Genomic DNA, 12487 nt, shown 5'->3' with positions numbered 1-12487 from the left:
CCTTCTTTCATTTCAAAAAAACAACCCAGCTTTTAAGCCGGGTTGTTTTTCTTGGCAATAAAAAAGATTCTTTCTGATTCCGGATGAGGAGATTCCATTGTAAAATCAGCATGGACGGCGGCTGTTTCAAAGCCTGCCTCCGAAAGCATTTCAGCATATTTTTGCTGTGTAAACGTCCGCTGCTGATGAAGCTCGTCAAAGCGGCTGTAACGGCCGTCCTGTTCCTGAATGAAAAACGTCAGTTCATGCTCTACAGAAAGAGGAGCCTCTCCTTCAAAGCAGTTCCAAATATAGCTTGCTTCTTCTTCCGCTTCTGCAAAGGTGGCGCCTTTAAAAATTTCCTCCATTTTGTACGGGGAATGAACGTCAAAAATAAGCAGCCCGTTCTCCTTCAGGTTGTTTGACGCCTGACGGAATGCTTCTTTCACATCTTCTTCACTTGTTAAATAATTTAGAGAATCACAGCAGATCAAAATCGCGTCAAACGGCTCTTCAAAGCCTTCCAGCTTTCTCATATCCATCTGATAAAAAGGAATGCGAAGGCCTTCTTCAGCGGACTTTTGCTGAGCAACTGCCAGCATCTCTTCGCTGATGTCTATGCCTGTTACATCAAACCCGGCTTTTTTCAGACGGGCCGAAATTTCACCTGTGCCGCAGCCGGAGTCAAGCAGCGAAATTCCTCCGCTCCCATACTCCTGCATGCTTTTAATCAGGTATTCACTCCAGCTGTCATAAGGAGCTTCTATCATCAGAGCATCATAGACAGAAGCGAAGCCGGTGTAAATCATTGGCTGAACCCGCTCGCGTAATCCTCCTGAGGAGCATCTCCCCAAAGCTTTTCAAGTTTATAATAGCCGCGCTCATCTTTATGGAATACGTGGGCCACAACATCGCCAAGATCGACCAGAATCCATCTTGCTTCATCGAAGCCTTCCATTCTCTTGACTTCAATGCCTTGTTCATCTGCTGCATCTTTGATTCCCCGTGCAATCGCCTGTACCTGCTTGTCGGAATTACCGTGGCAAATTAGGAAATAATCCGCTATAAGCGATATTCCTTTCATATTCAGCACTGTAATTTCTTCGGCTCTTTTATCATCTGCTGCTTTTGCAGTTATCTCCAGCAATTCTCTTTCATTCATTCTAATTTTATTCCTCCTGTTTGTTTGCACGATAAACATGCTATGAGTTCAAAATCAAATCATTGTAGGTGTTTATCGTATCCGGATAAACCGCCTGGTTTTTCTTCAATAAAAAAGCAATTGTATTTTTCAAAGCAAATATTGCTGCCTTGTTAATATCCTTCTTAGCAAGCTCTCTTGCCTCTTCCACACCTGGAAAATGGCGTCCCGGCTCTATATAGTCTGCCACAAAGATAATCTTGTCAAGCAGAGACATACCTGGTTTACCGGATGTATGGCAGCGGATCGCTTCAAGCACGTCCGGATCCGTTATGCCGGCTTCCTTTTGGACAAGATAAGCGCCAACCGGTGCATGCCATAGTTCCCCGCTGTATAAAAGAAGGTCTTTTTTCATATTCTGCTCTTTTATAATCTCCATCATTTCTTCTTTTGGCCTGAATTTTGCATAATCATGAAAAATAGCTGCTTCTTCTGCTTTTTTCTTATCAGCACCAAAAATTCCCGAAAGCTTTATCGCTGTTTCCATCACACCAATTGTATGTGAATACCGGTGTTCTGTCAGCTGCTCTTTCACAATGGCAAGCGCCTTATTCCGTTCCATACAGATGCTTCTCCTCTATATAGGTTTTGACTTTTTCAGGGAGGAGGTAATCTGTGGGATATCCGCTAGCGAACCTCTCCCGGAGCATTGTTGAAGACACTTCAAACTGCGGAGCTTCAACTTCAATTATCGGATAGGGGCTTTTTGTCTTGTACCCATGCCTTTTAACACCGACAAACTGAAGAATGGATACCAGCTCATCAATCATATGCCAGTTTGGAAGATACTCAATCATATCAGCCCCGATAATGAAGTAAAATTTTTTATCGGGATGCCTTTCCTTCAGCAGCACCATTGTATCATACGTAAAGGAAGGGCCTTGTCTTTCCAATTCAATTTTTTCAGTATGAAACTCCTGGTGCCCCTCAATGGCAAGCTTCAGCATATTCATACGGTGATGGCTGCCTGAATGCTCCTCATCCTGCTTATGCGGCGGAATGCGATTCGGGATAAACCATATTTCATCTAGAGAGAGCGCCGCCTTTACTTCATTCGCCATCAGCAAATGGCCATAATGAGGAGGATCAAACGTTCCGCCAAATAGTCCGATTTTTTTCATGATAATCCCGCCCGTTATCTCGGAAGGTCGAGCTTTTTATTTTCCTTAGATTCTTTATAGAGGACAATGGTGCTTCCGATTACCTGAACGAGTTCTGCTTTCGCCCCGCCTGCAAGCTTTTCCGCTACTGTATCTTTGTCCTCCTCGCAATTTTGAAGCACGCTGATTTTGATCAGCTCTCTTGCTTCCAGTACCTCTTCAATTTGTTTGACCATATTATCATTGACCCCGCCTTTTCCTACTTGGAAAATGGGGTTTAAGTGGTGTGCTTCAGATCGTAAAAATCTTTTTTGTTTACCGGTCAGCATATTGACCCTCCTAGTTTTTTAATCACAGTTGTTTTCATCTTTTCTGCATCAGGATGGATGCCTGTCCAATATTCAAACGCAAGGGCTGCCTGATAAGCAAGCATCCCTGCTCCGTTCAGCGTGCGGCAGCCTTTTTGTTCCGCTTGCTGCAAAAATGCCGTTTTCAGCGGATTGTAGACAATATCGCATACGATTGCATCTGTCCCAGCCTTTTCAAGACTGATCGGAACAGAATCAGTATCTGGGTGCATGCCGATCGATGTGGTTTGTATTATCATATCATATCCCGCTAAATCTGCTTCAGCCTGTGCCAAAGACAGGGCTTTGCTTATAGGTTTAGCAGGGCATTCTTCTATTAGCTTTTCAGCCTTGGATGGTGTCCTGTTGCATATATCAATGGCAAGGCAGCCAACTGTTGCCATCGAAAAATAAATAGCCCTGGCTGCCCCTCCAGCGCCTATAATCAGCATCTTGGCTTCCTCAGGCTTTTTTGTCATCAATGGCTTCAGAGAAGAATAAAACCCTTTTCCATCTGTATTGTATCCAATCAGCCTGCCTTCGCTGTGAACAACTGTATTCACTGCACCAATCGCTGATGCTGTTTCTTCTACCTCATCCAAATAAGGAATAATGGCTTCTTTATAAGGAACTGTTACATTAAAGCCTTTTATTCCAATGGCTTTCAGGCCATTCACAGCTGCTTCCAGCTGCCCTTCCTCCACTTTAAAGGCATGGTAATGGGCATCCAGCTGCAAATCCTGTAATGCTTCATTATGAATTGCCGGTGACATGGAGTGGCTCACAGGGAAGCCGATCAGCCCGTACAAGTCCGTCATGCTAGCTCCCCCTCTTTACAAGCTTGCTGTATTAAATCAAGGACTTTCTAATCGTTACATGAACACCCTTCGGTGCATACCCGGCCACTTTTTTGCCAGGTTCATTAACTGTTACCCAGCCCATGCCTGAAAATACGATGTCCATTTTTTCTTCACCTGTTGTGAATGTAAATGGCACGAGTTCAGGAAAATCCTCGGCATTTTCCAGGTGAGGCGGCTGGAGCAGTTCCCCTTTATGTTTTTCATAAAATTCATCAGCATTTTCCCGTTTTGTCCGGTGAATATAAAGCTCGCTTGGAATATAGCATACAACAGAGGATCTTCCCCCGCTTATGTAATCAAACCTGGCAAGTCCGCCAAAGAACAAAGTCTGGTTTTCATTAAGCTGAAAAACAACAGGTTTGATTTCTTTCCTCGGGGAAAGAAGCTTCAAATCTTGCTTTTCCACATAATGGGCCATTTGATGATGATTAATGATTCCCGGCGTATCATATAAGGCGGCGCCGTCATCAAGAGGGATCTCGATTAAATCAAGAGTTGTTCCAGGATAATGAGAAGTTGTAATGACATCATTTTCACCGCTCACTTCTTTAATGATCCGGTTGATAAAGGTCGACTTCCCGACGTTTGTGCAGCCGACGACATATACGTCCCTGCCCTCACGGTACTGTTCAATCGCCTCTGTTAATTCCTTGATCCCCTGTCCTCTGGAAGAGCTCGCAAGAAACACATCAAGAGGCTTCAGCCCGTTTTCCTTCGCTTCTCTTTTCATCCATTGAATCAGTTTTTGATGCTTCACTGATTTGGGGAGAATATCCGCCTTGTTTCCAACAAGCAAAACCGGATTATTCCCTACAAAGCGCTGGATGCCGGAAATCCAGCTGCCGTTAAAATCAAAAATGTCCACAATTTTTACAATGAGGGAATCAGACTGTCCAACGCCATGAAGAATTTTTAAAAAATCATCATCTGTCAGCGGAACATCCTGAATTTCATTGTAATTTTTCAAGCGAAAGCATCTTTGGCAAATAATCGGCTCTCTTTTTAAAGCTGCAGGCGGGGCATATCCAGGCTCTGCCGGATTTTCTGACTGGATTTCTGCTCCGCAGCCAATGCATACTAATTCTGTCACTTTGAAGGTTCCTCCCATTGAATCATGCCTCTTCTTTTTAGGATGTGCATAATTCTTCTTTCAATTTTACGATTAATTTTCGTCATAGCTCCGTCTGATTTCGCTACTGGAACAACGAGGATGGTGTGAAAGCCGTTTCTGTTTCCGCCGAGAACATCTGTCAGAAGCTGGTCGCCGATGACAACAACATCATCCTTTGTCAGCTCCATATCGCTCACCGCTTTCCTAAACGCCCTGCCCATCGGTTTCCTTGCTTTGTATATAAACGGAATGGTTAAAGGGTCGGAAAAAAATTTAACGCGCTTTTCTGCATTATTGGAAACAATGGTCACTTTAATGCCGTTATCTTTCATCATCTTAAACCATTGGATCAGCTTCGGCGTGGCACTCGGCCTGTCCCATTCAACAAGAGTATTATCCAAATCAGTAATAATACCCTTAACATCTCTTTCTTTCAGTTTTTCAGGAGTAATCTCAAAAATATCCTGTACAAATTCACCTGGCAAAAAATACTTTAACAAGATTACACACCTCATTCTACAATTTTCGATAAATAAGGAAGCTATTTTAAAAGTTCAGAAAACTTTTCGACAAATTTTGGGTTTTTTTACCACCTGTGGATAATTTTATACACATTGTTCTTCCTTATGTTGCACGTAAATTGATGTTTTATAAACACTATACCCACAAGTTATCCACTAAAAGCTGTGGATAAGAGAACGGTTGTTCTGCCAAAAAAATCATGTTAGATTGATATCAGAAAGAAACACAATCTATATCTATATGATGCTGCCTGACATTTTAGAAGTGATCGGAGGTGTGTCGCCAATTAATTGGCCTGCCGGGATGAGAAAACTTTCGGACGAACTGCTGATTGAATCTTATTTAAAAGCAACAGAAATGAAACTGAGCTATGACTTTATTCAGCTGATTGAATGTGAAATTAAGCGCCGGTCGCTTGCCCATGTCATAAGGGTCACACCCTGACAATGCGGGAAGCTGACTGAGCGTCTTTTTTTGCTCTGCTGATTGTTGTCCTGCTTATTTCCGGTCAAGATAGCCGCTCTTCTTAATGCTTTCATACAGCAGCCTGGCTCCTTTTGGTGTCATATGATAGCCTGATGTATCAATCAGCCCTGATTGAATCAGGAGATCATCAGTAGGGCCGCCGGCTTTTTTAACCATGTTCTTCCAGTGGTCAATTAATGGAACTCCTTCTTCTTTTGCAGTCTGTCTCATCACACTGTTGTATGAATTATGCCAGTTTCTTGCCCCGCCAACTTTTACATACAGGGCAGCATTGTGTGTGGAGTAATAATAAAGCTTCTCCACCGTACCATTACCTTCTATAACAGGAAGACAGGTCATTAAAACGGGCTTGCCGCCATATTTCCTGATTTTCTCAATAAAATAAACAAGATTCTCATGATAGCGTTCTTTTGAGACCCACGGCTTCTTATTCGGCTGCATCAGCGCATCATTCGTACCAAACATAATAAATACGACTGCCGGCCTCTTTTTCAGCACGTCCTTCTCAAACCGCTTTCTTGCATGTTCTGTTGTTTGCCCGCCGATTCCCTCATTAAAAACTGCCCATCTTCCTTTTTCTGATTGAGAAAGAAGGCTGACCCATTTTTCTTTTTCAGGAAAATGGCGGACTGCCCAATTGGCCTCCTTCGTATTGCTGTCGCCAAAAGCTACAGCAGCAGGAAGCGAATCTTTCTCAGAACATGATGAGAGCAAGAACATAATGAGCAGCAGCAAAACACCTTTTTTCACTCGATGCACCTCCACAAGCTAATCAAAACTATAATACAGCAGGGCCAATGTTTCAAGGCATTCCTGCGATTAATCGCCTTTCTTTGAACGCAATGAACTTTTTAAACGGCAAAATCCTGTATATCCTAACGCTTCTGCCTGTCTCCAAAAGTTGACAGACACAGACATCCTTCCTCCCACATACACTTTATCAATGGGCGATTGCCTACATAACGCTCTGGAGGTGGAGAAATGTCAGGACTCCTAACTGCAATAGGATATGCGATAAAGGAAATTGTATTTCTGGTCAGTTATGTAAAGAACAATGCCTTTCCTCAGCCATTATCTGCTTCAGACGAAAAAAAATACTTGCAGCTGATGTCAGAAGGAGACGAGCATGCCAGAAACTTATTGATTGAGCACAATTTGAGGCTGGTTGCTCATATTGTGAAAAAGTTTGAAAATACCGGCGAGGATGCAGAAGACCTGATTTCAATCGGGACGATTGGGTTGATTAAGGCCATTGAAAGCTTCTCACAGGGAAAAGGAACAAAGCTTGCTACTTATGCTGCAAGATGTATTGAAAATGAAATTCTGATGCACCTGAGAGCATTAAAGAAGACAAAAAAAGATGTTTCCCTTCATGATCCGATCGGTCAGGATAAAGAAGGAAACGAAATTTCATTAATTGATGTACTGAAATCAGAAAGCGAAGATGTGATCGATACCATTCAGCTCAATATGGAGCTCGAAAAAGTAAAGGAATTTATTGATGTTTTGGATGATCGGGAAAAGGAAGTCATCGTTGGACGATTCGGACTTCATCTGCAAAAGGAGAAAACACAGCGTGAGATTGCCAAAGAGCTTGGGATTTCCAGAAGCTATGTTTCCCGCATCGAGAAGCGGGCGCTGATGAAGATGTTCCATGAATTTTACCGGGCAGAAAAGGAGAAAAAAAATCAGGCGAGAGCTGATTCCTGATCTCCTGAACAAAGCAAAAACGCCTTTTTAAAAGGCGTTTTTTTTGTCATAACAGAATTTATAAATTTACTCAGTTAGCTTATTGTCAGAAGTTGAATTGTCCAGCTCCAGCGCTTGTCGGGGCTGGTCGAGCGGCCTCCGCTTTTCTATATTGTCCAGCTCCAGCCGCTAGACTAGGGACTGGCCTTCGCCGCCGTCACGTATTCGATTGTTTTTGATTTTGCCATATTGATCTCCTCCTTATTTTTTTACTAAAAATAGAAACTTAGACGATATAATGCACATCGATGTGGCGGTCTTTTACTTTTTTCATCATCTGCTTTACATACAAGTCACGGTCATGCTGCTCGCCTGATTTGATACTTTGTTTAATTGATACGGTTATAAAAAATAAGTTGATTGTCATCCTTCTCACCTCCCTTCAATGGACAGAAAAAACACCATAGGCAAATACCCATGGCGTTTTCGCTATCCGTACGTATATAACGCCATGAAGCAAACACGCATGTTCATTTCATGGCGATATGAAAAAGTGAAGGGATTCTTTCAGGAGCCAGTCAGGAATTCCGCTTTACATCAGCCGAATGAAACATGCAAGTATTCAATTGTCCTGCATATCTGATTACACTTCTCATCATTTCATTCGACCTCCTTAGTTTAAAGTAATACTCACCTGTAAAGTATATCCATTTATGGGAGTTTTGTAAACTGTTTTTAGAAAAAAGGGCAAAAAAAATAACCTGCTGGGTGAACAGCGGGTTATTCTGCTTCTTCACGGAGAAGTTTGTTAAATTTTAAAGACTGCATAAAGCAAAGAAGGGAACCCGCAAGCAATAGGCTTACCGTACCCATTAACATGTGCTGGCGGAACAATTCCTTTGCCTCATTCAGAACGGGAGACTGATCAGGAACCAATATCCCGATATATAAAAATACACAAACAGCTAATAATGCATAGCCGTAATTTTTAAAGTCAGACATTAAAGCTGTTAATCTTTTTTTGTACAATATGATCACCTGCCAGAATGTTTTCCATTTTAACGATAACATAAACAGCAGGCGAGCAGGCTGGTACTTTTAGGAAAGTGCGTTTTCCAGATCCTGTATCAAATCTTCAGCATCTTCAATACCGATGGATATTCTGATCAGGCCATCTGTGATTCCGAGCTCTGTCCGCCGATCCTCAGGGATGGATGCGTGTGTCATCTTAGCAGGCACTGAAATCAAACTCTCGACAGCGCCAAGGCTCTCAGCCAGCGTGAAATAGCGGACTTTATCAATGACTTCTGCCGCCTTTTCGCCGCTGCCGACGTCAAAGGAAATCATGCCGCCGAAGCCGCTTGATTGCTTTTTCGCAATGTCATGGTTGGCATGGTCTGCAAGCCCTGGATAATATACCTTTCCGACAGCTGGGTGGTTTACAAGAAACTCTGCGATTCTACTTGCATTCTTCTCGATCGCTTCCATTCTCAAACCAAGTGTTTTTATGCCTCTCATTAGCAGCCAGGAGTCCTGCGGACCAAGGATTCCGCCTGTTGAGTTCTGCACAAAATGAATTTTCTCGCCAAGATCGCTGCTATTTGCCACAACAAGCCCTGCAACCACATCGCTGTGGCCGCCGATGTATTTTGTGGCACTGTGAAGCACAATATCTGCTCCCTGCGTAATCGGCGTCTGCCAATAAGGGGTGCTGAACGTGTTATCCACGATTGTTAACAGGTTATGTTTTTTAGCGATAGATACACAAGCTTCAATGTCAGTAATTTTCAGAAGCGGGTTTGTCGGTGTTTCAAGGTAAACCGCTTTTGTGTTATCTTGTATGGTTGCTTCAATTGTTGAGATATTACTTGTATCAACAAAGGTTGACTGAATGCCAAGGCGGTTCAGCACCTTTGTCATCACACGGTAAGTTCCGCCGTATACATCATCTGTCAGAATCACATGATCGCCGCTGTTAAACAGCATCATGACAGCAGATATGGCCGCCATTCCAGAGCCGAATGCAAAGCCTGCTTTTCCCTCTTCAAGGTCTGCAATCAATTCTTCCAGCGCATGCCTTGTAGGATTTCCTGTGCGGGAATATTCAAAGCCTTTATGTTCGCCGACTCTATTCTGTTTGTATGTGCTGACCTGGTAGATTGGGACAGAAACAGCCCCAGTTTGCTCATCGCCCGAAATGCCGCCATGTATCATCTTAGTCAGTTTTTTCATGATCATATGCCTCCTTCAAAGATATTTTTGCTCAAATAGCGGTCGCTGCTGTCAGCAAAGATGGTCACGATATTCGTTCCTGGTGCCGCTTTCTCTGCCTCAAGCAGGCTTGCCTTCATCGCCGCTCCTGATGAACTGCCTGTGAGGAGCCCTTCCTGTTTCGCCAGTTCCTTTACCATGCTGAATGCATCATTATCACTTATCGTATAAATGGCATTAAAATAGTCCGGCTCCATATACCCTGGGAGGAATTCCATGCCGATCCCCTCTGTTTTGTGAGGCCCTGATTCCCCGCCATTTAGAATGGAGCCTTCCGGTTCCACGATTACGCTTTTCAGGAGGCTGTTTTTTTCTTTTAAAAATTTAGCCGTTCCCATAAAAGTCCCGCCTGTTCCAGCCCCTGCCACAAATACATCCACATGGCCATCAAGCTGGTGCCAGATTTCAGGGCCCAGTGTATGGTAATAAGTCATCGGATTCCAGGGATTGCCGAACTGCTGAGGACAGTAAGAGCCGGGTATTTCCTTCAGAAGCGACTCCGCTTTTTTTATGGCTCCCTTCATGCCTTCAGCAGTGGGGGTATTGATGATTTCAGCGCCCAGCGCCTTCATTGTCTGCTGCTTTTCAATGCTGAATTTTTCCGGAACGCACACAATGACCTTAAGACCTCGTGAGAGCGCTGCCAAGGCGAGGCCTATGCCTGTATTTCCTGCTGTCGGTTCAATGATGGTTCCGCCTTTTTTCACTTTGCCTGTTTGCAATGCTTTTTCAATCAGCTCTACTCCAAGACGGTCTTTTATGCTGCCGCCAGGATTATAAAATTCAAGCTTGGCGAACAGCCTGACCCCTTCCGGAAGGGGGAATTTAGATATTTCAAAAAGCGGTGTAGAGCCGATCAGGCCCTCGATTCCTTTGACGATTTGCATTGTTTTTCACCTGCGCCGTTTTCTATTTGTTATTCAGCTGTTCTGCAATGGAAAGAACAAGGCCTGCCGAATTTACCGCAGCCTTATCAAGGAATTGCTCAAAGGACACATCGGATTCTTTTCCGGCAATATCCGACAGGGCCCTGATAATGACAAATGGAACGCCGAACTGATGGCATACCTGTGCAATAGCGGCAGCTTCCATTTCAGCTGCATAAATGTCTTTAAATTTTGTGCGGATGTATTCTACCCGCTCAGGATCGTTCATGAAAGAATCACCGGTAACGATTAATCCTGTTGTGATTTGCACGCCTTCCTGTTTAAAGGCAGATGCTTCTGCAAGCTCCAGAAGAAGCGGGTCAGGCAGATAAGCCGGCGGCAGGCCGGGCACTTGGCCATATTCATAGCCAAAGGCTGTAACATCCACATCATGGTGGCGCACTTCTTTCGAAATGACAATATCCCCTACATTTAATTCACTGTAGAATCCGCCTGCAGAGCCTGTATTAATCACATAGTCAGGCTGAAAGCGGTCAAGAAGAAGGGTTGTACTTATTGCTGCGTTGACCTTGCCAATGCCTGATTTAAGGAGAACGATTTCTGCCCATTTATATACACCTGATGTAAATTCGCTGCCGGCAACAGTTTCCGTGCTTGCACTCCCAAGCTTTTCTCTCAGTATGGCAACTTCTTCTTCCATTGCTCCGATAATAGCTATTCTCATTTTTAACATTCCTTTTTTATAAATTTGCCGCATGCCGTACTCAGTTAATCAGCTTATTTCTTATATATGCTTTTAGAGAGCTCACGGTCCCGCTCTGACCGATTACCTCTTCACTGCCTCTATGATCCATACAAACTCGTTCATTGCTGTGAAAGAGACGGAAAAGCCGTTTCTTTCAAATATCGCTTTCAGCACAGGCTGAGTTGTATAATATTCAGTTTCCAGATCTTTGGCCAAACTTAAGAAATTTTGAATTTTTGCCTTGGCAATAGCAGCATGAAAGGCATTCTGATCAACAAATACAGTATCTGCAAACACTATTTTACCACCAGTCGGGAGAAGCCTGCCATACTTAGTGACAGCGAGCCCCTTTTCCTCATCTGTTAAATGGTGGAAGGCATAGGTGCTGACAATGGTATCAATACGAAAATCCGGAAGAGGAAAGTCAAGAAAATCTCCATCTGCCACTTGTATTCCCGCGGGAAGCTTTTTTAGGGCCTGCTTTCTCATCGGTTCAGACGGCTCGATCCCATAGACCTGTTTGCCGCTAAATGCGAGAACCTCTGTCAGGTTTCCGGTTCCTGTACCGAACTCAAGGACGAAACAGCCTGCCTTCTGCACAACGTTTTTCAATATATCCTCATAGTGATGGAAAACCGCTTTGTATTCATCATCATGGCCTGTTACGGCTTGATCATATTTCTCCGCCCATGCTTCAAACACATCCAGAAATTCTCTCCCCATATCGTTCACTCTCCACTAAAATATACAATTCCTATGAGTATAGTATGAATTAATCTTTCACAGATTACCACATGGACGTTCTTCTGACAACTTTTTTCATTGAAATCCGGAATAAAACAGGCTTGTTTGACAGGCAGGACAACCAGTAGAATAAAGATGAGCAAAAGGAGGCACAGATAATGAATTTTCAGCTTGATTTTATAAAGGATAAAATTGAATTTTTCGAAGGAGAAGATCTGAAAGCTCTTGAGAAAAAAATCACTGAACAAATAGAATCCAATAAAGCAATATTGCTTGAGGTCCATTCCGTATCGCATCAGATGCATGTAACAGAGCATGGAAGAAGGTTTTACAGCGCAGCGGTTCATTTTAAAGCGAAAGCATGAGAAAGGCGCAGATATCGTATTTCTGAAAACTATTCCTTATTAAAATTGGCTGTTGATTTCAGTACGAAGGGCGGACGCTGAGCGCGCAGAAGTCTCCCCGCTTGAACGCAGATCATCAGGTGCGTAATGTAAACATTCTTCTTTAAACTTAGCCTATAAAAAAACATCCTCCGGTTTTGC

At 43.4% G+C, this 12487-nt stretch carries 18 protein-coding genes; 3 read left to right on the top strand and 15 right to left on the bottom strand.

Annotated features, from left to right (window positions below; genetic code table 11):
- Positions 1-32: 32 nt before the first annotated feature.
- From LRR81_RS02215 to LRR81_RS02180, 8 genes are read right to left on the bottom strand one after another with little or no spacing between them, the layout of a single operon-like run.
- Positions 33-788, bottom strand: coding sequence for a class I SAM-dependent DNA methyltransferase (locus LRR81_RS02215; RefSeq protein WP_231787661.1), 756 nt, complete (start codon positions 786-788; stop codon positions 33-35).
- Complete coding sequence (rsfS, locus tag LRR81_RS02210) at positions 785-1141, bottom strand: ribosome silencing factor (protein ID WP_231787660.1); 357 nt, start codon at positions 1139-1141, stop codon at positions 785-787. Before rsfS ends, LRR81_RS02215 begins: the two co-directional genes overlap by 4 nt.
- Before the next feature lie 40 nt (positions 1142-1181).
- On the bottom strand, positions 1182-1742 hold the full coding sequence (gene yqeK / locus LRR81_RS02205; RefSeq protein ID WP_231787659.1) for a bis(5'-nucleosyl)-tetraphosphatase (symmetrical) YqeK: 561 nt from the start codon (positions 1740-1742) through the stop codon (positions 1182-1184).
- A complete protein-coding gene (locus LRR81_RS02200) occupies positions 1729-2301 on the bottom strand; it encodes a nicotinate-nucleotide adenylyltransferase (RefSeq protein ID WP_231787658.1) in 573 nt (190 codons plus the stop codon). Before LRR81_RS02200 ends, yqeK begins: the two co-directional genes overlap by 14 nt.
- Positions 2302-2315: 14 nt before the next feature.
- On the bottom strand, positions 2316-2609 hold the full coding sequence (yhbY, locus tag LRR81_RS02195) for a ribosome assembly RNA-binding protein YhbY (protein ID WP_231787657.1): 294 nt from the start codon (positions 2607-2609) through the stop codon (positions 2316-2318).
- On the bottom strand, positions 2603-3445 hold the full coding sequence (aroE, locus tag LRR81_RS02190; protein ID WP_231787656.1) for a shikimate dehydrogenase: 843 nt from the start codon (positions 3443-3445) through the stop codon (positions 2603-2605). The genes yhbY and aroE overlap by 7 nt, the downstream gene beginning before the upstream one ends.
- A gap of 31 nt (positions 3446-3476) precedes the next feature.
- Positions 3477-4577, bottom strand: a complete 1101-nt coding sequence (gene yqeH, locus LRR81_RS02185) for a ribosome biogenesis GTPase YqeH (protein WP_231787655.1) — start codon at positions 4575-4577, stop codon at positions 3477-3479.
- Entirely contained in the window at positions 4574-5101 is a 528-nt protein-coding gene (locus tag LRR81_RS02180) for a YqeG family HAD IIIA-type phosphatase (RefSeq protein ID WP_231788588.1), read from the bottom strand. The genes yqeH and LRR81_RS02180 overlap by 4 nt, the downstream gene beginning before the upstream one ends.
- 322 nt (positions 5102-5423) lie before the next feature.
- On the opposite strand from LRR81_RS02180, the gene sda reads away from it, so the two are divergent.
- Complete coding sequence (gene sda / locus LRR81_RS02175) at positions 5424-5564, top strand: sporulation histidine kinase inhibitor Sda (protein WP_231788587.1); 141 nt, start codon at positions 5424-5426, stop codon at positions 5562-5564.
- A 54-nt stretch (positions 5565-5618) separates the two neighbouring features.
- Here sda and LRR81_RS02170 read toward each other — a convergent pair whose 3' ends face one another.
- Positions 5619-6356: an SGNH/GDSL hydrolase family protein gene (locus LRR81_RS02170; RefSeq protein WP_231787654.1), complete on the bottom strand. Its 738-nt coding sequence runs from the start codon at positions 6354-6356 to the stop codon at positions 5619-5621.
- A gap of 231 nt (positions 6357-6587) precedes the next feature.
- On the opposite strand from LRR81_RS02170, the gene sigK reads away from it, so the two are divergent.
- The gene (sigK, locus tag LRR81_RS02165; protein WP_231787653.1) at positions 6588-7316 is read left to right on the top strand and encodes an RNA polymerase sporulation sigma factor SigK; all 729 of its coding nucleotides are present in this window, start codon (positions 6588-6590) and stop codon (positions 7314-7316) included.
- 265 nt (positions 7317-7581) lie between these two features.
- Here the strand turns inward: sigK and LRR81_RS02160 are convergent, their stop codons facing one another.
- From LRR81_RS02160 to LRR81_RS02135, 6 genes are all read right to left on the bottom strand, one after another.
- Positions 7582-7722 carry a YrzI family small protein gene (locus tag LRR81_RS02160; protein WP_231787652.1) on the bottom strand — a complete coding sequence of 47 codons (141 nt, stop codon included), beginning with the start codon at positions 7720-7722 and terminating at the stop codon, positions 7582-7584.
- Between the two features lie 353 nt (positions 7723-8075).
- A complete protein-coding gene (locus LRR81_RS02155; protein ID WP_231787651.1) occupies positions 8076-8324 on the bottom strand; it encodes a YrhC family protein in 249 nt (82 codons plus the stop codon).
- 69 nt (positions 8325-8393) lie between these two features.
- Positions 8394-9527, bottom strand: a complete 1134-nt coding sequence (locus LRR81_RS02150; RefSeq protein ID WP_231787650.1) for a bifunctional cystathionine gamma-lyase/homocysteine desulfhydrase — start codon at positions 9525-9527, stop codon at positions 8394-8396.
- 2 nt (positions 9528-9529) lie between these two features.
- On the bottom strand, positions 9530-10453 hold the full coding sequence (locus LRR81_RS02145) for a PLP-dependent cysteine synthase family protein (protein ID WP_231787649.1): 924 nt from the start codon (positions 10451-10453) through the stop codon (positions 9530-9532).
- A 22-nt stretch (positions 10454-10475) separates the two neighbouring features.
- On the bottom strand, positions 10476-11177 hold the full coding sequence (gene mtnN, locus LRR81_RS02140; protein WP_231787648.1) for a 5'-methylthioadenosine/S-adenosylhomocysteine nucleosidase: 702 nt from the start codon (positions 11175-11177) through the stop codon (positions 10476-10478).
- 102 nt (positions 11178-11279) lie between these two features.
- On the bottom strand, positions 11280-11921 hold the full coding sequence (locus LRR81_RS02135; RefSeq protein WP_231787647.1) for a class I SAM-dependent methyltransferase: 642 nt from the start codon (positions 11919-11921) through the stop codon (positions 11280-11282).
- Positions 11922-12100: 179 nt separating this feature from the next.
- Between LRR81_RS02135 and LRR81_RS02130 the strand changes: the two genes are divergently transcribed.
- Positions 12101-12307: a YrzA family protein gene (locus LRR81_RS02130; RefSeq protein ID WP_231787646.1), complete on the top strand. Its 207-nt coding sequence runs from the start codon at positions 12101-12103 to the stop codon at positions 12305-12307.
- Positions 12308-12487: the final 180 nt, after the last annotated feature.

It is taken from the genome of Metabacillus kandeliae, assembly GCF_021166585.1.
In the GTDB taxonomy this organism is placed as follows: Bacteria; Bacillota; Bacilli; order Bacillales; family Bacillaceae; genus Metabacillus_B; species Metabacillus_B kandeliae.
The sequence above is the reverse complement of the archived record's forward strand: the minus strand, read 5'-3'. Positions and strand labels throughout refer to the sequence as shown.